General features: G+C 68.3%; 17 protein-coding genes. 11 read left to right on the top strand and 6 right to left on the bottom strand.

The genetic code is table 11. The features are described 5' to 3' along the window. Nucleotides 1-21: 21 nt before the first annotated feature. On the bottom strand, nt 22-1,266 hold the full coding sequence (gene lysA / locus ACODS0_RS02100; RefSeq protein WP_488832402.1) for a diaminopimelate decarboxylase: 1,245 nt from the start codon (nt 1,264-1,266) through the stop codon (nt 22-24). Between the two features lie 112 nt (nt 1,267-1,378). On the opposite strand from lysA, the gene ACODS0_RS02105 reads away from it, so the two are divergent. After that, nucleotides 1,379-2,317, top strand: a complete 939-nt coding sequence (locus ACODS0_RS02105) for a LysR family transcriptional regulator (protein ID WP_488832404.1) — start codon at nt 1,379-1,381, stop codon at nt 2,315-2,317. 85 nt (nt 2,318-2,402) lie between these two features. Here ACODS0_RS02105 and coaD read toward each other — a convergent pair whose 3' ends face one another. Together coaD and ACODS0_RS02115 are read right to left on the bottom strand one after the other, a co-directional pair. Continuing rightward, nucleotides 2,403-2,903, bottom strand: coding sequence for a pantetheine-phosphate adenylyltransferase (gene coaD, locus ACODS0_RS02110; RefSeq protein ID WP_055395514.1), 501 nt, complete (start codon nt 2,901-2,903; stop codon nt 2,403-2,405). A 148-nt stretch (nt 2,904-3,051) separates the two neighbouring features. Beyond that, on the bottom strand, nt 3,052-4,281 hold the full coding sequence (locus ACODS0_RS02115; protein ID WP_488832406.1) for a helix-turn-helix transcriptional regulator: 1,230 nt from the start codon (nt 4,279-4,281) through the stop codon (nt 3,052-3,054). Between the two features lie 312 nt (nt 4,282-4,593). On the opposite strand from ACODS0_RS02115, the gene ACODS0_RS02120 reads away from it, so the two are divergent. The 8 genes from ACODS0_RS02120 to ACODS0_RS02155 all read left to right on the top strand — a co-directional run bounded on the left by ACODS0_RS02120 (nt 4,594) and on the right by ACODS0_RS02155 (nt 12,302). Next, nucleotides 4,594-5,055, top strand: a complete 462-nt coding sequence (locus ACODS0_RS02120) for an IPTL-CTERM sorting domain-containing protein (protein WP_218300414.1) — start codon at nt 4,594-4,596, stop codon at nt 5,053-5,055. Between the two features lie 168 nt (nt 5,056-5,223). Further along, nucleotides 5,224-6,024, top strand: coding sequence for a hypothetical protein (locus ACODS0_RS02125; RefSeq protein ID WP_488832409.1), 801 nt, complete (start codon nt 5,224-5,226; stop codon nt 6,022-6,024). Between the two features lie 125 nt (nt 6,025-6,149). Next, nucleotides 6,150-7,331 (top strand): helix-turn-helix transcriptional regulator, encoded by a 1,182-nt coding sequence (locus ACODS0_RS02130; RefSeq protein WP_488832411.1) that lies wholly within the window; start codon nt 6,150-6,152, stop codon nt 7,329-7,331. A gap of 202 nt (nt 7,332-7,533) precedes the next feature. Next, complete coding sequence (locus ACODS0_RS02135) at nt 7,534-9,243, top strand: TPM domain-containing protein (protein WP_488832413.1); 1,710 nt, start codon at nt 7,534-7,536, stop codon at nt 9,241-9,243. A gap of 16 nt (nt 9,244-9,259) precedes the next feature. Further along, nucleotides 9,260-9,580: a hypothetical protein gene (locus ACODS0_RS02140; protein ID WP_488832415.1), complete on the top strand. Its 321-nt coding sequence runs from the start codon at nt 9,260-9,262 to the stop codon at nt 9,578-9,580. Nucleotides 9,581-9,636: 56 nt separating this feature from the next. Next, a complete protein-coding gene (locus tag ACODS0_RS02145) occupies nt 9,637-10,107 on the top strand; it encodes a lysozyme inhibitor LprI family protein (RefSeq protein ID WP_306554688.1) in 471 nt (156 codons plus the stop codon). Beyond that, nucleotides 10,107-10,520: a hypothetical protein gene (locus tag ACODS0_RS02150; protein ID WP_488832417.1), complete on the top strand. Its 414-nt coding sequence runs from the start codon at nt 10,107-10,109 to the stop codon at nt 10,518-10,520. Before ACODS0_RS02145 ends, ACODS0_RS02150 begins: the two co-directional genes overlap by 1 nt. Nucleotides 10,521-10,577: 57 nt before the next feature. Continuing rightward, complete coding sequence (locus ACODS0_RS02155) at nt 10,578-12,302, top strand: DUF4832 domain-containing protein (RefSeq protein WP_488832419.1); 1,725 nt, start codon at nt 10,578-10,580, stop codon at nt 12,300-12,302. 29 nt (nt 12,303-12,331) lie between these two features. On the opposite strand, the gene rsmD is transcribed toward ACODS0_RS02155, so the two are convergent. From rsmD to ACODS0_RS02170, 3 genes are read right to left on the bottom strand one after another with little or no spacing between them, the layout of a single operon-like run. Continuing rightward, on the bottom strand, nt 12,332-13,024 hold the full coding sequence (gene rsmD / locus ACODS0_RS02160; protein ID WP_488832421.1) for a 16S rRNA (guanine(966)-N(2))-methyltransferase RsmD: 693 nt from the start codon (nt 13,022-13,024) through the stop codon (nt 12,332-12,334). Next, nucleotides 13,021-14,376 carry a M16 family metallopeptidase gene (locus tag ACODS0_RS02165; RefSeq protein WP_488832423.1) on the bottom strand — a complete coding sequence of 452 codons (1,356 nt, stop codon included), beginning with the start codon at nt 14,374-14,376 and terminating at the stop codon, nt 13,021-13,023. Before ACODS0_RS02165 ends, rsmD begins: the two co-directional genes overlap by 4 nt. Nucleotides 14,377-14,397: 21 nt before the next feature. Then, nucleotides 14,398-15,843 carry a M16 family metallopeptidase gene (locus ACODS0_RS02170; RefSeq protein WP_488832425.1) on the bottom strand — a complete coding sequence of 482 codons (1,446 nt, stop codon included), beginning with the start codon at nt 15,841-15,843 and terminating at the stop codon, nt 14,398-14,400. Between the two features lie 27 nt (nt 15,844-15,870). Between ACODS0_RS02170 and ftsY the strand changes: the two genes are divergently transcribed. Together ftsY and ACODS0_RS02180 are read left to right on the top strand one after the other, a co-directional pair. Beyond that, entirely contained in the window at nt 15,871-17,154 is a 1,284-nt protein-coding gene (gene ftsY / locus ACODS0_RS02175; RefSeq protein ID WP_488832427.1) for a signal recognition particle-docking protein FtsY, read from the top strand. A 133-nt stretch (nt 17,155-17,287) separates the two neighbouring features. Beyond that, nucleotides 17,288-19,957 carry an EAL domain-containing protein gene (locus ACODS0_RS02180; protein WP_488832429.1) on the top strand — a complete coding sequence of 890 codons (2,670 nt, stop codon included), beginning with the start codon at nt 17,288-17,290 and terminating at the stop codon, nt 19,955-19,957. Nucleotides 19,958-19,977 lie beyond the last annotated feature (20 nt).

The following is a 19,977-nucleotide window of genomic DNA, read 5'->3' on the forward strand; positions in this document are numbered from 1 at the left end:
GGCACCCGCCCCACAGCACGATCAAAGTCCCAGTTCCAGCGCCAGCAGTTCGTCAACCGTCTGACGGCGGCGGATCAGGCGCGCCTGGCCACCGTCAACGAGCACCTCGGCAATCAGCGGACGCGTGTTGTAGTTGGAGGACATCGATGCGCCATAGGCCCCGGTGTCGTGGATCACCAGCAGATCACCCACCTGGGCGGCGGGCAGGTCGCGTGGCAGCACCACGCCGCCGTCGCCCTGGGTGAACACGTCGCCCGATTCGCACAACGGGCCTGCCACCACCGTGGGTTGCTCTGCCGCCGCCGAGCCATCGCGACGCAGCACGCTCATGGCGTGGTAGCTGCCGTACATCGAGGGGCGCATGAGTTCATTGAAGCCGGTATCGACCAGGACAAAGTGGTTGTTGCCCGCGTTCTTGGTGGCGCGCACCTGGCCCAGCAGCACGCCGGATTCGGCCACCAGGTAGCGGCCGGGCTCGATCTCCAGGCCCAGCTTGTGGCCCACGATGGCCTCGGCCTGCTGGCGCGCGGCGTCCCACAGGCCGTGGTAATGCTGCGTATCGACCACCGGGTCGCCACCGCGGTAGGGGATGGACAGGCCGCCACCGGCCGAGATGGCGTGCAGGTCATGCCCGGCCGCATGCGCCGTGCGCACCAGGTTGACCATGGCGCCACACACCTCCTGCAGGTGGCCGTAGTCCACGCCCGAGCCGATGTGCATGTGCAGGCCCACCAGCTTCAGGCCATGCTGCTTGATCGCCGCCAGCGCCGCAGGCAGGTCGGTGTGCCAGATGCCGTGTTTGCTGTGCTCGCCACCCGTGTTGGTCTTGTTGCTGTGGCCATGGCCAAAGCCGGGGTTGATGCGCAGCCACACCGCATGGCCCGGCGAACGCGCGCCCAGCTGGTGCAGCATGTCGATCGAGCCAGCGTTGACGGGCACGCCGTGTTCCACCACGCAGTCGAGCGTGGCGGCGTCGAACAGGTCGGCGGTAAAGACGATCTCCGACGACTCTCCGCCGGCCGCGTAGCCGGCCGCCAGCGCACGCAGGATCTCGCCGCGCGAGACCGCATCCACCTTCACGCCCTGCTCGCGCATGAGCTTCAGGATGTGGATGTTGGAGCAGGCCTTCTGCGCGAACCGGATGGTCTCGAAATTGGACACCTGCGCAATGCGCTGGCGGATGGTGGCCGCGTCATACACCCACAAGGGGGTGCCGAACTGGTCGGCCAGGGACCACAGCTGGGCGGGCGAGAAGGGGTTGGACATGGGGACTCCGAAGGCACAAAGACTGAAGGGAAGCGCGGATGATGCCCCTTCCACGGTATTTGGTCGAATGCTTTGATTTACATCCTCTATTCAATATGGATATGCTTTGCCCATGACCGACCCCGCACTGGCCCACCGCATCACCCACCGGCACATCGAGGTGTTCCGCGCCGTGATGACCGCCGGCAGCGCCACCGGCGCCGCCGACCTGCTGCACAGCTCGCAGCCCACGGTGAGCCGCGAGCTGGCCCGGCTTGAATCGTTATTGGGCTATGCGCTGTTCGAGCGCATACAGGGCCGCCTGCGCGCCAATGCGCGGGCACTGGCGCTGTGGGACGAGGTACAGCGCTCGTGGCAGGGGCTGGAGCGCGTGGTGGACCGCGCCGTGGCGCTAGGCCGGCCCGACGCCGTGCAGCTGGCAGTGCTGTGCCTGCCCGCGCTGGCGCATGCGCTGCTGCCCGGCGCGGCGGCGCGGCTGATGCAGGTGCAGCCCCACGCGCGCCTGTCGGTCACGCCGCAGGATTCGCCGCTGCTCGAAGAATGGATGAGTGCCCAGCGTTTTGACCTGGGCCTGTGCGAGCAAACCGCCGCCCCGCCCGGCACCCGCGCCGAGGTGCTGCTCACCCTGGACGAAGTGGCCGTGCTGCCCGCAAGCCACGCCCTGGCCCGCCAACCCGTGCTGCAGCTGGCGGACTTTGCCGACCAGCCCTTTGTGAGCCTGTCGGCCGACGACCCCTATCGCCGCGTCATTGACGCGCGCTTTGCCGAAGCCGCCGTGCCACGCACGCTGCGCATGGAAACCCACAGCGCGGCCGCCGTGTGCGCGATGGTGGAGCACGGCCTGGGGCTGGCCATCGTCAACCCGCTGACGGCCCTGACCGCTGCGGCCAATGGCCGGCTGGTGGTACGGCGGCTCGCGTTGTCGATCCCGTTCAGCGTGGCGGCCGTGCTGCCGCTGTACCGCCCACCGCTGCCCGAGGTGGCGCCCATGCTGGAGGCCCTGCGGGCAGAGGCGGCGGAGGTGGCGCGCCGCCTGGAGGCCGTGGCGTGACCACTGCCGCCGTAGAGAATTTGCTACTATTTATATAGCATCTCGTGCTTACCAGATAAGCGCCAGAGGCTGTTTTTGCCAAAAATCAGGGCGGCGTGAGCGTGCGCACCTTCTCGGCCAGCCGCTGCTCCACCGAGGGCGACACAAATTTGGTCACCTCGCCGCCGAGCACGGCGATCTCGCGCACAAAGGTGCTGCTGATGAACTGGTACTTGTCGCTGGGGGTGAGGAACACGGTTTCCACCTGCGGCATCAGGCTGCGGTTCATGCCCGCCAGCTGGAATTCGTAGTCAAAGTCGGTCACGGCGCGCAGGCCACGCACCATGGCCTTGCCGCCACGCTCCACGACAAAGTCGCGCAGCAGGCCCGAGAAGGCTTCGACCTGCACTTGTGGGTAGTTCTTGACCGCCTCGCGGACCATGTCGATGCGTTCTTCCAGGGTGAACAGCGTCTTCTTGTGGTGGCCCGCAGCCACGGCCACGATCACGCGTTCGAACAACTGGGTGGCCCTGCGCACCACGTCTTCATGGCCCAGCGTGATGGGGTCAAAGGTTCCGGGGTACACGGCGAGCACGTTCTGGGCCATGGCTGGTTGTCTCCTGTCTGGCTGTATAGACGTTGGCCCGGGCCCTGGGAGCGGATGAACCACCCGTGCCGCAGGGCCTGCGGGCCGCGTGCGCGCATTATGCAGTGCACTGCAACATGAACCGGCGGGCCGCCCTCTCCCCACGAGATCACACCACCGCAATCCCCTGCAGTGCCACGTTGCCCGGTGCCAGCAGCATCAGCCGGGCCACCAGCGCCACCAGATCCTGCTGGCGCTGGGTGCGCGTCTTGGCCAGCAGCGCGCTCATCTGCGTGCGCACGGTCGAGATGCGCGAGCCGCGTGCGTCGGCAAAATCCTGCGGGGTCTGGCCGCGCATCAGCGCCAGCAGCAGGTCGGCCTCGGACGGGCTCAGGCGGTAGGCCTGGCGGGCCAGGGCGACGGCGGCCTCGCCGCACAGGCTGCGCTCCAGCACCACCCAGGCGACGCCCGGCGCGCGGTGGCACAGGCCCAGCGCGGCCAGGTCGCTCAGGGGCAGCGTCACCAGCAGCAAGCCGCTCTCGGTGCCGGGCAGCTCCACACAGCCGCTGCGGCCCTGCAGCGATTGCTGGAACAGCGCGCGCAGCGCGGCATCGGCCGTGCTGGCCAGCACCGGGCGGCGCAGCAGCGTGCGCAGGGCCACGCTTTCGGGCCGGGCGCTCAGCAGCCGGGCGCGTGCATTGGCGTGCAGCAGGCGGCCGGCAGTGTCAAAAAACAGCAGGCCCATGGGCATCTGCTCCATCAGCGACTCCAGGCCCTGGGTGCGCGCGCGCAGCGCCACCATCTCGCGGTGCAGAAAGGCCGCGCGCTGCACGCCGCCAAACTCTGCGCGAAAACGCGCGACTTCCTCCGGTGTGAAGCCCTCGTCGTCCCCCTGGCGGTACACCGACATGAACAAATTGCCCACCGGGTGCGACGCGCCCTGGCTGCCGCCAAACATGCGGGTGCCGATGCCGTACTCGCGCAGGAAGTCGCTGTAGATCTCGCTGCGGCGAAAGCCGCGCGTGGCGTGCACGGGCGCGTCCGTGGCCACCCAGGCGCCCGACGGGCCCGTGCGCGCACGCTGCGCCATGGCGTCGTCCCACAGCGGGTCTTGCAGGCGAAAGTGCGTGGCATAGCGCTGCGCCGCCTCGGGTGTCACGCCCATCGCCAGCAGCGCGGGCGCGCCGTCGCTCGATGGCGACTGCAGCCAGTAGTCCACCTCGGGGTGCGCGGCAAACTCCGCGCCCCACTGCGCCAGCTGGTCCAGATCGCTGGCCAGGAAGGCGCCGCCGAGCAGGTCCGCGCGAAAGCTGGCGGCGTAGCGGGCCAGCGTGTCGCCAAACCGGGTGCCGTCCGACACCGATGCCAGCAGATCGCAAAAAGCAGGATGCAAACCCATTCCCTTTATGCAAAGCCTGCGCCCGCCGGAATGCTGCCCCAGCGTTTGCCCCTGCCCGTTACCTTTTGCAAAAGGCAGGCAGGCGGGCCGGACGCAGGCACCCGGCTTCGCACAGGCCATGTGTTTCATAGAACGCGGCGGATCGTAGGAGCCGCCCCTGGCTGCCGTCATCATCTACCCGAATGAGAACACAGCGAGCGAGGCTCCTCCAGGTAGCGGATGGGCAAGGGCGCCGGGGCTTTCTACAGTCCCTGCGTGTCGCCGCTCGCGCCAGCGGGCGGCATGGTCCATTTTTTTCCAAGCCTCGCACCCATGAAACTCCGCCGCCGCATTTTCCGCGTTGCCCTGTTCCGCTCCGTGTCCGTCAGCGCCTGCCTAGCCGCAGGAAGCGCCCAGGCCCAGTGGGCCACCATCAACACCATCAGCAACCCGCCCGGCGCGTTCACCATTACCTGCACCGATTTCCCGGTGCCCGGCCCCCAACAGGTCTGCGCCGTTTCGCCGCCACTCCCCGTGGGCAGCACGGTCCGCGGCAACTGCGGCGGCAACGTCCGCATGGTCGATGACCCGGCCCGCCCCAACACCTGGCTGTACCAGGTGGGCCCCCGGCCCGCCAACCCACCCACGGCCACCTGCGACTTCACGGTGAACGCGCCCAACGTTCCCCCCGTCGGCGCCACCGCCGTGCCCACCCTGGGTGAATGGGCGCTGATCCTGCTGTCGCTCGCGGCGGCCACGCTGGGCATGGGGGCACTGCGTCGCAAGAAGTTTTAAGGTTTTTTGGGCGCTAGCGCTTATCCATCAAGCGCTAATAGCTACACAAAACATAGCAAATCCACGCAGCGCCGTCGCTCATCGTCGTTCATGTGAACGATGGCGGCTGCCGGGCCACAGCCTACGATCCGCAGCCCACCCCAGCCCGGCCTGCGCCGTTTCTTCCTTGTGATTCCCCGTCCGCCCCAGTCCACTCCCACCACCGTCAGCGACACGCTGTTCGACACCCAGGCCTGCCTGAACTGCGGCGCGACGCTCTCTGGCCCGTTTTGCGCGCAGTGCGGGCAGAAGAAGGCCGCGCGCATGGGCAGCAGCACCGTGCGCAAGGAAGCGTGGGAGCGTTTTCGCTGGTTTGAATGGAACACCATCCGCAACGCACTGCGCGTGCTGCCCCAGCCCGGCACCACCGCACGCGAATACGTGCTGGGCCAGCGCAAGGACCACCCCCACCCGCTGACCCTGCTGTGCCTGGCCATCGGCTTCCTGCTGATCGTGCTGGGCCACACCGACTACTTGCGGCCCGAGCTCCCCAGCGAAGAGGCGCAGCGTATGGTCGCTCTGGTCACGGGCTACTCCAAGTGGTCGTTCTCGCTGGGCGCGGTGGCGGCGTTTGCCAGCATGTGGCTGGTGTTCCGCCGGTGGGGCTACAACGTGGCCGAGCTGCTGACCCTGGCACTGTATTGCCAGGCGGTGTTCATTGCGCTGCAGATGGTCAACCAGCTGCCGCTGGTGCTGGCGTCGTCGCCCGAGCTGTTCAGGTGGCACAAGGCCTGGTCTCCCTGGTACATGACGGCGCTGCAGACGCTGATGCTCATGGTGGCGCTGCGGCAGTTTTTGGTGCTGGATTGGCGGCGCGATGGCTGGCGGCTGCTGCTGGCCGGTGCGCTGTTCGCGGCGCTCAAGTGGCAGGCCACCCAGCTTTATGCCCGCGCAGTGGTCGAACTCGTGCTGTGGCAAATGGGCGCGTGAAAAGCGTGAACAAGTTCATGAAAACCTGTCGGGCCGCAGCCACATCCTTCACCTGAATGATGTTGCGGCGCAGGCATCAACCCTACCATCCGGCGCAGTTCATTCAACCTGATGAGGAGCACCCATTGAGCGGTGAAGAGCGGGACCCGCAGCCTGTGGGAATACCGGGTTTCGAGACCCTGATGGCCGAAAGCCTGGAGGCCCTGGGCGAGCCCGGCATGGTGGAGCGCCTGCTGCACCGCGTGGGCGAATCTCTGGGCAGCCACAAGGTGGTGCTGTTTTGCCCCCTGCCCGGCTCGGACGACCCGCTGGCGGCCTACCAATGGGGCATGCCCGATGATTTTCTGGCGCGCTATGCGAACCTGATCCAGGGCAGCGATGCGTGGAGCGAAGCGCTCGCGCGCCAGCAGGGTGAGGCGCTGGCACGCGGCGGCTCGCTGAGCCAACAGCTCGTCAGCACCCCGGCCCTGCGCCGTGGCGCGTTCTATGCCGACTACCTCAAGCCCCTGGGCATCGATGCCATGGTCAACAGCATCGTGGAGGCCTCGCCCGAGGTGGGCATGCACGTGCTGGCGATGTACAACGACCTGGGCCAGAACGAGTTCACGCCCGAACAATTTGCCCGGCTGCGCGCCGTGACGCCCTGGGTGCGCAGCCTCATGCGCGCCCAGCGCCGCCTGCAGCAGGCCCGCCGCCACAGCAGTGCGCTGGAGCGCACGCTGGACCAGCTGCCGCTGGGGCTGATGCATGTGAACCAGCGTGGCGAGGTGCGCTACCTGAACGAACACGCCCGCGCCTGGCTGGGGGTGGAGGACGAATGCCGCATCCTGCTGCGCAACGCCACGGGCTGGCAGGCGCGCCAGCCCCTGCAGCTGGCGCAGATCCACCCCGGGCTGACGCCACTGCTCACCGCCAGCCTGAGCACACGCTCGCCCGTCTCGGCCCGGCTGCAGACCCAGCACGACACCGCGCCGGGGACACTGGTGGCCCTGGCCGCGCCGCTGCGCAATGGCCCGGGGCCCGCCGCCGAGCCGCTGGCCCAGTTCATCCTGGTGCCCGAGGCACCACCCCACGCGGGCGCCACGGTGTCGGTGTGCAGCGCGCTCTATGGCCTGACCCCCGCCGAAGCCGCCCTGCTGCCCCTGCTGCTGCAGGGCATGACCCCGCGCGAAATGGCCGACAACCGGCACGTGAAGATGCCCACCGTGCGCTCCCAGCTGGCCAGCCTGTACGCCAAGACCGGCACACGCGGCCAGGCCGAACTGGCCCAGCGCGTGCTGCGCGTGGCGGCACTGGTGACGGTATGAGACACCCCCCTGAGTCGCCTTCGGCGCCTTCCCCCCGCTCTCGCATGGCTGCGCCACGCGGGCAGGGGGACGCGGCCCTCACTGCGGGGCGGCCCTTGCTCGGCCGCCCTGGCTTGGGGCGCGACAGTATCGACGGCTGCGCGCAACACGCAGCGCAACCGGCCACCGCATTCACTGATCCCAACCCAAGGAACCCATCCCCATGAAACACCGCATTGTTCGCCCTGTCGCCTTCGCCTGCGCCACCATGCTGGGCCTGGCCGTGGGCGGCCTGGCCATGGCCCAAAAGACGGCTGCCGTGGCCAAGCCCAGCAAGGCCCAGCTGGCGGCCGAGCTGGCCGCTACGCTGCAGGCCTGCTCGTACGACGGCAGCCCACTGGCCTTCTCGCCACCCGACCTGTCCAAGGGCGGCGGCACCGGCAAACAGGTGGTGGCCGAGATCATGAAATACACCGGACTGCCCGCCAACTTTGTGGTGGTGGAGGGCAAGGTGCCCAATGCGGCGGCGGTGATCATGCAGGGGCCTGACAAGGTGCCGCGCCGCGTGATTGCCTACAACCCGGCCTTCATGGGCGAAGTCATTCAGGCCACCAAATCCAACAACTGGGCGCCCGTGAGCATCATGGCCCACGAGATCGGGCACCACCTCTCGGGCCACACCATCGTGCCCGGCGGCAGCCAGCCACCCATCGAGCTGGAGTCGGACAAGTTCAGCGGCTTTGTGCTCTACAAGATGGGCGCGCCGCTGGCCGATGCCCAGCGCGCCATTGCCACGCTGATCCCCGAGAAGGACGGCGAAACCCACCCGGGCCGCAAGAAGCGCCTGGCCGCCATTGCCAGCGGCTGGACAGAAGCCTGCGAGCTGCAAGGCGGTGGGCCGCAGTGCTCTGGCGGATTGCCGGTGCGCACCGCAGCGGCTGCCCCCGCTGCACCGGCACCGGCTGCCGCATCGCCCGCCCCGGCACCCGCCACCACGGTCGCCAAGGCGCCAGCGCCCACGGCAGCACCGGCGGTCCCCTCGACCAAAACGCCCGCCCCAGCCCTCGCCGCCGCGGCCGAAAACCTGCCCAAGGTGGACGCGGCCGCCATCCCGTCCAAGGGCACACAGTTCATCTACGACGAGTTCGGCATCCTGGACCCGGCCATCCGCGCGCAGTTTGAAAAGCAGATGTACGAGCACGCGCAGAAAACGGGCGTGGAGATCGTCACCCTGCTGGTGAAAGACCTGGGCGGCAAGAGCGCCAATGAATATGCCCACGCCATGATGCGCCAGCTGCGCGTAGGCAAGCTCGATGTGGGCAACGGCGCCGTGCTGGTGGTGGCGCCCGAGCAGAACCAGGCCGCCGCCGTGCTGGGCGCGGGCGTGGCGCTGGAGATGGACGGCCACCAGGACAAGGCCGAGCAGCTCAAGCGCTGGATCAGCGCGGCCTGGCCGCTGTGCAAAAAGAAGAACGCCTGTGGCGGCTGGACCGAAACCCTGATGCTCGCCGCCGACCACCTGCGCCGCGATACCAGCCACGCGGACTGGACCATCGCCTACCAGTCGCTGGGCGACATTCAGAAGGCCGATGCCGCAGAAAGCGGCAAGGTCACCAACCCGAAGGACAGCAAGGTCTGGCGCAAGATCGTGCGCCTGTCGGGTACCGTGGAGAGCCTGAACCCGCCCACCGGCAACAAGGCGGCCTGGGTGAACGATATCAAGGTGAAAAACGGCAAGCAGGCCGTGCTGCTTCGCAGCGCCGAAGGGTTCACGGCCATGCTCTACGTAGACCCGCGCACCGCCGCCCTGCAACCTGGCGGCAAGCTGGAACAGGGCAGGGTGTACACGGTGATCGCCCGTGCGGACTGGATCTCGGGCAACCCCCAGCACACGCAGTCGCTGGATGTGCTGAGCTACGCCGTCACGGAGTAAGCCGCAGGCCCACCGCATGTCAGCCACGACCCTCACCATGCTCCTGGCGGGCGCTGCCGATCTGCTGCCCGCGCTGTTTTTCATGTTTACGGCACTGCTCGGCAGCAACGGGATGAACTCCACCCAGGGCGGAAAGCTGCTGGGCGCCTTGGCCGTGCTGCTGGTGCTGGGCTGGCTCGCCGCGCTGGGGCTGGCCCGCCACCTTGCCCACTGGGGCCAGGCGCGCGGCTGGTCCACCGTGGTCAGCGTGGCAGCGGCCAGCGGTGGCGCGGTAGTCGCTTTCACCGTGCTGGCGCTGCTGTCCACCCTGGCAGCGCTCCTGTGGGTGGGCGCATGAGCTTTCTGCACTCCCCCTGAAAAGAGAAGAACGCCAGAAAGAAGGACACCCCCCCTATGCACCACCCCCTGCACCAGCCCTTGTACAACACCACCCTTGCGCTGCTGGCCGCACTCACCCTGCTGGCCGCCGGGACACACACAGCCCACGCCGCCGAACACTTCTGCGGCCAGACCTCTGCCCACCCCATCGACAAGGCCCTGGCTGCGGCCGCCGAACGCAGCGGTGGCGTGACGGTGGACCTGCGTGACGCGCAGTCGGCCGCCTACGCCGCGTGGGACAAGGAGCTCAACCGCGTCTACGCCCAGGCCCTCAAGGCCGCTGGCCCCGCACGGCGTGACGCCCTGCGTGCGGCGCAGCGCGCATGGCTGGCGTTCGACACCGCGCAGGGCCAGTGGGACGCCATGCTGCATGCCGACCAGGGCACATCGGCCGCGCTCAACATCGCCGGTGCCGCGCTGGAACGCCGACGCGCGCGGGTGTGCGACCTGAGCAGGGACCTGCAAAGCCTGAAGGATTCGGAATGATGCGTCGCACACTCCTGCGGCTGCTGCCCGTGCTGGCACCCGGACTGGCCTACGCGCAGGACCACCCCACGGTGTGGCTGCGCGTGCGCAACCACAGCCAGGAGGTGTTCGAGCATGTCTGGCAAGGCCTGCCGCGCACCCGCAGCGATGTGGACCTGGGCCCCTTGCGGCCCGGCCAGACCAGCCGGTGGCACGCCGTTCCGGCCACGCTGGCGCACTACCGCAAGACCCGCATCCAGCTGGCCCAGCGCCAGCTCACCGACGTGACCGACACCTCCTTCCCACAAGGCCGCGCCACCCTGGAGCCGGGCCGCTACACCTTCGCCTACACGCTGGAGGGAGATGCATTGCGGTTGACGGTGATCCCGGAAGCCGAGACCACCGCGCCGGACAGATCACATCAAAAACAATAGCTGCTAGCGCTTATCAGATAAGCGCTAGAGCCCAATTTCATTCAAAAAACGGCGTCCATGAACACCTTCAGCACCTTGAACCCCGTCCGCATGGCGCGGCTCACGGCCCTGGCGGCCGCCCTGTTTGCGGCGGCCTGTGGCGGCGGGGATGCCAACGAGGCACCCACTCCCACTCCCACGCCAGCCCCAGGCACGGCGCCCGCACCAGGGCCCACGCCGGAACCCCCACCACCGCCCCCGCCGGCCCCCACGGCACCGCCGGTGCAGCCCCCGTCTGCACCACCCCCATCGCCGCCGCCGTCGCAGCCACCCTCGGTACCACCACCGCCACCTCCTGCGCCCCCGCCGCCCAGCGCGGGATGGAGCGTGGTTTCAGTGAACTCCCTGCTCGCGCCCCTGGCCATCGCCAGCGACCTGACCCCCAACCCCGGCCGGGGCTACTACCAGTGGCGCTCGGACCCGGGTGACGTGCCGCTCGCACAATCGGCACCACCCCAGGCCGCCTACCAGCGCTACCTCTGGAAAGACCTGGAAGGCAACACACCCGGCCAATACACCCTCGGCAACCTGGTGGCCGCGCGCGATGCCGCCCGGGCCGCTGGGCGGCAGTTTGCGTTTCGCATCCAGGCCATGCGCGGCTACGGCACCAACACGCTGGACGTGCCCACCTACCTGCACGGTGCGGGCACGGCGCAGCCGCAATGCTCGGCACCCAACCCCGCCTGCGTGTGGGCGGCCCCGATGCCCGCCCCCACCCCGCCCGCGCCCGCATTGCCTCCCACGCTGGTGCCCAACTGGAACCACCCCTATGTGCTGGAGCGCATGCAGGCCCTGCTGCAGGCCGTGGCCGCCGCGCTGGGCGACACGTCGGACCTGGCCTGGATCGACGTGGGCCTGTACGGGCAGTACGGCGAGTGGGCCATGAGCACCAGCAACGTGGTCTACACACCGGCCCTGGAAACCCAAGGCATCACCCCGGCCTCCAACGCCACCAAGCGCAGCATTGCGCAGATGCATTTCGACAGGTTCCCGGATGCGCAGCATGCGATGTTCATCCCGCATGCCAACTTGGACACGCTCCAGTACGCGTTCTTCCAGCAGACCACCACCACGCTGCCGGTGGGCCTGCGCTGGGACTGCCTGGCGCAGGACGGCTTCATGAAGCAGTGGACCGACCGCCCGAGCGACTGGGCACAGATCTCGGACCGCTGGCAGACCGCCCCCTGGATCGCGGAGTTCTGCCCCTTCGGCCCCGGCGAGTCCAAGACCAACGCCGCCACCGCGCTGCAGCAGGTGCGCGACTTCCATGTCTCCACCGTGGGCAATGGCAACCTGAACGCGCCGTGGTCCAGCTTTACGGGCACCGAACAGGCCCACCTGGCCGCCGTGGGGCGCGAGGCGGGCTACCGCTTTGCGCTGGGGCCCATCACTGTCACGGCCCCCACGCCCAGCACGGTGCAGGTGCAGGTGCGCGTGGACAACACGGGTAACGCACCGCTCTACACCCCTTGGCAACTGCAGGCTCAGCTGCGCGATGGCTCCGGCCAGGTGGTGGCCAGCCGGGAGCTGCTGAGCACCGCCCAGGCGCGTGCCATTCTTCCGGGTGTGCCCGCGCAGATCAACACCACCTGGACCTTGCCGAGCCCACCTGCGGGCAGCTACACGGTGCACCTGGCCTGGGTGCGCCAGCCCACGCTGGCGGGGCTGCCGCAGATGCTGCGCTGGAACATGGCGGGCATCGAAGCCGACGGCAGCGCCCGGCTGGCGACGTTGAAAAGGTAGGCCGCTGCGGGTCTGCGGCCCTGCGTGCTTCAGGCGCTGCGCTGAAGCAGGTGCGCGTGCACGGCGCCGGCCTTGAGGTGGCGGTACAGCACCAGGCCACTCGCGGCCAGCTCGTCGTCCGTCCAGGCGCGGGGCGCTTCGAGGTAGACAAAGCCCTGGGCGGCCACAGCCTTGGAAGCGGCCTGCAGGGCAGCGACGAACAGGTCGCTGTCAAACGGCGGGTCCAGCAGCACGAGGTCGATGCTGGCGGGCGCCGCCTGTTTGAGGGCGGCAATCCCGTCGCCACGCTGCACACGCACGGCCGTGGCCGAAAGGCGCTGCTGCAGGGTGTGCAGCTGGGCCACCAGAGCGGCATCGCTTTCCACCAGCTGCACGGCGGCCGCTCCACGCGACGCGGCTTCGAGCCCCAACGCGCCCGTGCCCGCAAAGGCATCCAGGCAGCGCCAGCCAGTCAGGTCCTGGCCCAACCAGTTGAACAGCGTTTCGCGCACGCGGTCGGGCGTGGGGCGCAGGCCGGGGCGCTGGGCCACGGGCAGGCGGGTGCGTTTCCATTGCCCGCCAATAATGCGGATTTCCCCCGCGCCCTTGGGCGCTGCTGCGGCAACGGCCTTGTCCTTGGGCGCGCCCTTTTTGCCAGCGGCAACCGGGGGGGTGGCCGCTGCAGCCTGGGCTTTGCGGATCTCGGCGTTGATGGCGGTGGTCTTCAGGGTCGAGCGGCTCATGGCTTGCCCCCCACCACCACGGTCACCATGCGTTCGGGTTGCAGCTTCTTGGCCATGGCCGTGCGCACATCGGCTACGGTGAGGGCTTCGACCTTCTTCGTCCACTGGTCCAGGTAGTCCAGCGGCAACTCGTTCCAGGCGATGTTGGCCACGTTGCCCAGGAGCTTCTTGTTGCTGTCGATGCGCAGCGCAAAGCCGCCGATGAGGTTGTCCTTGGCGGCGCGCAGCTCGGCCTCGGTGGGGCCTTCGGCCACAAAACGTGCGATCACGTCGCGCGAGACCTTCACGGCCTGGGCCGCCTGGTCGGGGCGCGTCTGCAGGCCCACGGTGAAGGCGCCGGCGTGCATGCCAGCGGCAAAGTAGCTGTACACGCTGTAGCTGAGGCCGCGCTTTTCACGCACCTCGTTGGTCAGGCGCGAGACAAAACCGCCTCCACCCAGGATGTGGTTGCCCACCAGCAGTGCCACAAAGTCCGGGTCGCGCCGCTGGAAGCCCGGCTGGCCAATCAGCACATGGGCCTGGGCCGAGGTGAAGGGGATGTTCTGCTCGGCGGGGGCAGCGAGCGCTGCGATCTCGCCCACGGGCGGCAGCGGCGCGCAGCCGGTGCTGGCGGGAAGGCGCGACAGCAGCGTGGCCACCAGCGCCTGGGCCTGTGTGCGCGACACGGCGCCCACAATGCTGACCTTGGCGCGGCAGGCGCCGATGTGCTGGGTGTGAAACGCCTGCATGTCGGCCACGCTGATGCGCGCCAGCGTCTCTGCGGTGGTCTGCACGCCGTAGGGATGGCTGCCGTACACGGCGGCTTCAAACGCGTGGTTGGCCACGGTGGCCGGGCGTGTCAGCGACTCTTTGATGCTGGCGCTCCAGCGGGCGCGGTCGCGTGGCCACACGTCGGCCGGAAAACTGGGCTCGCCGATCTGGCGCGCGGCCAGACGGGCGGCCTTGTCGAGCAGCGGCGGGTCTGTGAGCGAGCGCAGTGAATACTGCAGCCTGTCGTTGTCGGCGGCCACCTCGAAACTGGCGCCCAGGTCGGCCCAGGCCTCGCCCAGGCCGTTTTCGTCCAGCGCGGGTTCGGTGCTTGTGTCGCGCCCGGCCTTCACGCCCTTGCTGGCCATGGCGGCCACAGCGCTGGCCAGGCCCGACTGGCCCGTCGGGTCGCGGCGGCTGCCAGCATCGAAGTCGATCTGCACGTCCACCATGGGGATGACCGGGCTTTCAACCAGGTAGACCTTGGCGCCGTTCCCCTCCGTCCAGTGCTGGATGGGCAGCAGCGCCCAGGCAGAATTTGAACAAAAAATGGCTCCAGCGCTTATCAGTAAAGCGCGAGCAGCTATGTTTTTAATAGTAATCATGAAATAGGGCGCAAAGCGGGTTCAGTGGCGGGACGCACCGGGTGCGGGCTGTGCGCGGGGGCGGGGGGAATCCAGCGGCTGGGGCAGCAAGGTGGCCACCGTGAGTTGGTCGTCGCCAAAATATTTGGCGGCCACGGCTTGCACCTGGGCGGGCGTCACGGTGCGCAGCAGTTCCAGAAGGCGTTCGTTGGCATCGAGCGGGAAGCCCTGAATCCAGTTGCCCCCCAGCTCCTGCGCCTGGTTCATCACCGAGTCGCGTTCGTACACGGTCGAGGCGATCCACTGCGTCTTCACGCGGGTCAGCTCAGCCTCGCTGACCCCATCGCGGGCGACGCGGGTGACCTCGGCGCGCAGGGCGTCTTCCACCTGCTGGGCCGTCTTGCCTGCAGCGGGCACACCGCTGAGCATGAACAGGCTGGGGCCACGGCCGGTAACCATCGCGCCGCTGCTGGCGCTGTCGGCCACGCGGTTTTCCCCCTGGGTCAGCGCACGGTCGAGCCGCGCGCCGTCGTAGCCGTTGAACACCGCCGACAGCACCATGAGCGCCAGAGCGTCGCGGTCGGTTTCGGTCAGGTTCTCCACGCGGTTCAGGCTGGGCGCACGAAACGCCAGCGCCACGTAGGCCTGCTCGGCCGGAGCCTTGACGGCAATGCGGCGCAGACCCTGCTGCGCGGGCTCGGTGCGGGGCTTGCGCTCAGGCAGCGTGTGGGCGGGCAGGCTGCCGTAATACTTCTCGGCCAGTGCGCGGACCTGGGCCACGTCCACATCACCTGCCACCACCACGGCGGCGTTGGTGGGCGTGTACCACTGGCGGTAGAAGGCGCGCGCATCATTCGGTGTCATGGCATTCAGGTCGCTCATCCAGCCCACGATCGGGCGGCGGTAGGGCGATGCGGTGAAGGTGGCGGCAAACAGCTGCTCGGCCAGCATGGCGCGGGGCTGGTCTTCGGTGCGCAGGCGGCGCTCTTCCTTGACGACCTCCAGCTCCTTCTTGAACTCGTCGTCCGGCCAGTGGTTGTTGGCAAACCGGTCGGATTCGAGCTTCATCACATCTTCGAGCCGGTTGGACGGGATCTGCTGGTAGTAACCCGTGTAGTCGCGGCTGGTGAATGCGTTTTCGCGCCCGCCCAAAGCCGCCACACGCCGCGAGAACTCGCCCGGCGGCAACGTCTTGGTGCCTTTGAACATCATGTGCTCCAGCACATGGGCCACACCCGTGGTGCCATCCACCTCGTCCATGGAGCCCACGCGCACCCACACCATGTGCACCGCAGTGGGGGCACGCCGGTCGGGCTGCACGATAAGCTGCATGCCGTTCTTGAGCGTGAACTGCTGCGCGCCAGAGGCCGCGGCGGACGGCGTGGTGGAAGGCGCAGCGGGGGGTTGAGAGGCGGGAGGCGTTGCCGCAAAGGCAGCCCCGGACGAGAGGCAGGCCAGCAGGCCCAGTAGGGTGAAAGCACGTTTCATAGAATGGATGATTCTAAGAACCCTCCAATGTTCAGTTTTTTCAAGAAAAAGCCCGCCGCTCCGCCATCGACGCCTGCACCGTCCGATGCGCCCTCCCCGGCCGTTTCGCACGGCGCTCCGGCGCCTGCCGCCCCCCACACCCCGGTCGTGCCAGCGGCGACAGCTGCGGTGGCGCAGCCGCCGTCTCCGGCTACTTCGCCCGCCCCGGCACCCGTGCCCTCGCCACCGCCCGTCGAAGCCCCGGCTGCAGCACCGGCAGCGTTTGGCTGGCTGCGCAACCCGTTTGCCCCCAAGGCGCCCGAGGCAGCTCCGGCGCCCACGCCCGCAACAGCGCCAGCCCCACCGCCTGCGCCAGTGCCAGCCGCAGCGCCCCCGGCCACACCCGCTTCCGCACCGGCAGCCGCCCCCACGGAACGCAAGGGCTGGCTGGATCGCCTCAAGGCCGGCCTGCGCAAAACCGGCAGCAGCATCACCACGGTGTTCACCGGCACGCAGATCGACGATGCGCTGTATGAAGAGCTGGAAGAGGCCATGCTGATGGCCGACACCGGTGTCAAGGCCACCACCCACCTGCTGGCCGACCTCAAGCGCCGCGTGAAGGAGGCCAAGGCAACCGACCCCGCCGCCGTCAAGGGCCTGCTGGCCGACGCACTGACCGACCTGCTGCGCCCGCTCGAAAAAGCCCTGGTCATCGGCGAACACACCCCCACGGTGATCATGGTGGCGGGCGTCAATGGCGCGGGCAAGACCACCTCGATTGGCAAACTCACCAAACACCTGGCTGGCGAAGGGGCGGCCGTGCTGCTGGCGGCGGCCGACACCTTCCGCGCGGCAGCGCGCGAGCAGCTCGGCGTCTGGGCCGACCGCAACACGGTCGAAATCGTGAGCCAGGAAGGCGGCGACCCGGCCGCCGTGAGCTTTGACGCCGTCACGGCCGGCAAGGCGCGCGGCAAGGATGTGGTGCTGGTGGACACCGCCGGCCGTCTGCCCACGCAGCTGCACCTGATGGAAGAGCTCAAGAAGATCCGCCGCGTGGTGACCAAGGCCGACGCCACGGCCCCGCACGAGGTGCTGCTGGTGATCGACGGCAACACTGGCCAGAACGCCCTGGCCCAGGTGCGGGCGTTTGACGACGCGCTACAGCTCACAGGCCTCATCGTGACCAAGCTCGATGGCACGGCCAAGGGCGGTGTGCTGGCCGCCATCGCGCAGGAGCGCCCGATTCCGGTGTATTTCATCGGCGTGGGCGAAAAGCTCGAAGACCTGGAAACCTTTAACGCGCGCGAGTTCGCGCAGGCGCTGCTCACCTGATGCAGCCCGGCGGTCCTGGCCGCCCCCTTCCCCCGCCAGCGTGATCCATGGCCCCTTCGGGGGCCATTTTCACGTTTACGAACTGCGGCAATTCCCCCATGATGGGCTTCCCCCTGGAAAGGCACGGAGGCCCATGTTCATTGAGCTGGTCAAAGGTGTTGCCCTGCTGCTGGCGCTGTGCTTTCTGCATGGGTTCAACATCCGCGTCTGGCGCCAGCATCCGCGCACCGGGCAGGTGTTCTCGGGCATTCTTTTTGGCACCATCTGCGTGGTGGGCATGCTCACGCCGGTGGTGCTGATGCCCGGGGTGATCTTTGACGCCCGCTCGGTGGTGCTGAGCATGGCAGGCCTGTTTGGCGGCCCGCTGGTGGCCTGCATCGCCGCCGCCATGGCCGCCACCGGCCGCCTGTGGCTGGGCGGCGCGGGGGCGGAGGTGGGCTTGATGGTGATCGCACTATGCACCGCACTGGGCCTGGTCTACCGCGAGGGCCGGGCGCGTGGGCGCCTGGGGGTCGAGCCCGTGACGCTGGCGCTGTTCGGACTGCTGGTGCACACCGCCGTGCTGGCGGTGTTCCAGCTGCTGCCGACCGAAGTGGTTCAGCGCGTCAACCAGACCCTGGCCCTGCCCTTTCTGTTGACCTTCACACCCGCCACGGTGGCGCTGGGCCTGCTGCTGCACGACGTGGAAGAACGCCTGGCCACCGAACGCGCACTGCACGGCACGGCCGCCCGGCTGCGGGCCATTGCGCAGGCCATTCCCGATGTGCTGCTGGTGCTGGATGCCCAGGGGCGCTATGTGGAAGTGCTATCGCCCGACGACGCCCCGCTGGCCGCCAGCCCTGCCCAACTTGTGGGCAAGCGGATGCATGACGTGTTGCCCGCAGAGGAGGCCGACAGATTTGTGGAACTGATCCGCAGCACCTTGCTGTCGGGCCAGACGCAGAGCGTGGAATACGAGATGCAGACACTCTCGGGAACGCGGCAATTTGAAGGGCGCGCGCAGCCCCTGGGTGTGAAAGTGGGAGGCCAGGCGGCCGTGGTCTTCCTGGCGCGGGACATCACCCAACGCAAGCGCGCCGAAAGTGCGCTGCGCGAGTCAGAGCTTCGCTTTCGCTCGCTGCTGCGCAATATCCCGTCCATCTCGGTGCAAGGCTATCTGGAAGATGGCACCACGAGCTACTGGAACCAGGCCTCCGAGGAGCTGTATGGCTACACGGCCGAGGAGGCACTGGGCAGCAACCTGCTCGACCTCATCATTCCGCCCCCCATGCGCGACGCCGTGCGTGAACACGTACGCCACATGTTCGCCACGGCCGAGGTGATTCCCGCCGGCGAGCTGCAGCTGCAACGCAAGGACGGTACGCCCGTGCATGTCTTCTCGAGCCATGCCTACATCCGGGTGCCGGGCCACCCACCGGAGATGTTCTGTATCGACATCGACATCTCGGGCCGCAAGGCGGCCGAGGACGAGGCCCGCTACCTGGCCTTCTACGACGCCCTCACGCAGCTGCCCAATCGGCGCCTGCTGGTAGACCGTCTGCAGCAGGTGTTGGCCAGCGGCGCGCGCTCGGGCTTGACCACAGCCGTGCTGTTTGTGGACCTGGACAACTTCAAGACCCTGAACGACACCCGGGGCCATGAGGTGGGCGACCTGCTGCTCAAGGAAGTGGCCCTGCGCCTGCGCGGCTGCGTGCGCGAGCAGGACACGGTGGCCCGGCTGGGGGGCGACGAGTTTGTGGTGGTGCTGCAGAACCTGAGCAGTGACCCGCCGGAAGCCGCCGCCCAGGCGCGCACGCTGGGCGAACTGATCCTGGCCCAGCTGCGCCAGCCCTACGACCTGGCCGGGCATGAACACCACTTCACAGCCAGCATCGGGGTGACGCTGCTGCGCGAGCACCGTGATTCGGTGGACGAGGTGCTCAAACAGGCCGACATGGCCATGTACCGCGCCAAGGACGCGGGCCGCAACACCCTGCGCTTTTTTGACCCTGACATGCAGCAGGCCGTGAACCGCCGCGCGCTGCTGGAAACGGAGCTGCACAACGGCCTGCGCCAGTCGCAGTTCCTGCTGCTGTACCAGCCCCAGGTGAACGCGCAGGGGCGGGTTACCGGCGCAGAGGCGTTGGTGCGCTGGCAACACCCCGCGCACGGCATGGTGCCGCCATCGGAGTTCATCCCGCTGGCAGAGGAATCCGGCCTCATCCTGCCCTTGGGTTATTGGGTGATGGAAACCGCCCTGCGCCAACAAGCCCGGTGGCGGCTGGACCCGGCAATGGCCCACCTGAGCCTGGCCATCAACGTCAGCGCGCGGCAGTTTCTGCAGGAAGACTTTGTGACACAGGTACTGGCCTTGCTGCAGCGGACTGGCGCCGACCCGGCGCACATCAAGCTGGAGCTGACCGAAAGCCTGCTGCTGGACAACGTGGACAGCGTAATCGCCACCATGCGCGCACTCAAAGCCCAGGGCCTGGGCTTTTCGCTGGATGACTTTGGCACCGGCTATTCGTCCTTGAGCTACCTCAAGCGCCTGCCGCTGGACCAGATCAAGATCGACCAGGGTTTTGTACGCGACGTGCTGCTGGACCCCAGCGACGCAGCCATCGCACGCTCCATCATCGCGCTGGCCGGCAGCCTGGGTCTGGACGTGATCGCCGAGGGGGTCGAAACGGCAGCGCACCACCAGTTTCTGCTGGCGCACGGCTGCAAGGCGTTTCAGGGCTATCTGTTTGGCAGGCCGATGGCGCTGGAAGACTTTGAAGGGGTCGCGCGGGAGGTGCTGGGCCCGGAAGGCACCTCCAGCTGACCTTGGGCCGGTATCGGGAT

This window comes from Acidovorax sp. FG60, from assembly GCF_057808995.1.

What these genes read in the sequence shown, in the direction of transcription:
- ACODS0_RS02155 (WP_488832419.1), top strand. Translation starts at nt 10,578, where the DNA reads ATGAACACCTTCAGCACCTTGAACCCCGTCCGCATGGCGCGGCTCACG.
- ftsY (WP_488832427.1), top strand. Translation starts at nt 15,871, where the DNA reads ATGTTCAGTTTTTTCAAGAAAAAGCCCGCCGCTCCGCCATCGACGCCT.
- ACODS0_RS02165 (WP_488832423.1), bottom strand. Translation starts at nt 14,376, where the DNA reads ATGATTACTATTAAAAACATAGCTGCTCGCGCTTTACTGATAAGCGCT.
- lysA (WP_488832402.1), bottom strand. Translation starts at nt 1,266, where the DNA reads ATGTCCAACCCCTTCTCGCCCGCCCAGCTGTGGTCCCTGGCCGACCAG.
- ACODS0_RS02105 (WP_488832404.1), top strand. Translation starts at nt 1,379, where the DNA reads ATGACCGACCCCGCACTGGCCCACCGCATCACCCACCGGCACATCGAG.
- ACODS0_RS02135 (WP_488832413.1), top strand. Translation starts at nt 7,534, where the DNA reads ATGAAACACCGCATTGTTCGCCCTGTCGCCTTCGCCTGCGCCACCATG.
- ACODS0_RS02115 (WP_488832406.1), bottom strand. Translation starts at nt 4,281, where the DNA reads ATGGGTTTGCATCCTGCTTTTTGCGATCTGCTGGCATCGGTGTCGGAC.
- rsmD (WP_488832421.1), bottom strand. Translation starts at nt 13,024, where the DNA reads ATGAGCCGCTCGACCCTGAAGACCACCGCCATCAACGCCGAGATCCGC.
- ACODS0_RS02140 (WP_488832415.1), top strand. Translation starts at nt 9,260, where the DNA reads ATGTCAGCCACGACCCTCACCATGCTCCTGGCGGGCGCTGCCGATCTG.
- ACODS0_RS02120 (WP_218300414.1), top strand. Translation starts at nt 4,594, where the DNA reads ATGAAACTCCGCCGCCGCATTTTCCGCGTTGCCCTGTTCCGCTCCGTG.
- ACODS0_RS02170 (WP_488832425.1), bottom strand. Translation starts at nt 15,843, where the DNA reads ATGAAACGTGCTTTCACCCTACTGGGCCTGCTGGCCTGCCTCTCGTCC.
- ACODS0_RS02150 (WP_488832417.1), top strand. Translation starts at nt 10,107, where the DNA reads ATGCGTCGCACACTCCTGCGGCTGCTGCCCGTGCTGGCACCCGGACTG.
- ACODS0_RS02145 (WP_306554688.1), top strand. Translation starts at nt 9,637, where the DNA reads ATGCACCACCCCCTGCACCAGCCCTTGTACAACACCACCCTTGCGCTG.
- coaD (WP_055395514.1), bottom strand. Translation starts at nt 2,903, where the DNA reads ATGGCCCAGAACGTGCTCGCCGTGTACCCCGGAACCTTTGACCCCATC.
- ACODS0_RS02180 (WP_488832429.1), top strand. Translation starts at nt 17,288, where the DNA reads ATGTTCATTGAGCTGGTCAAAGGTGTTGCCCTGCTGCTGGCGCTGTGC.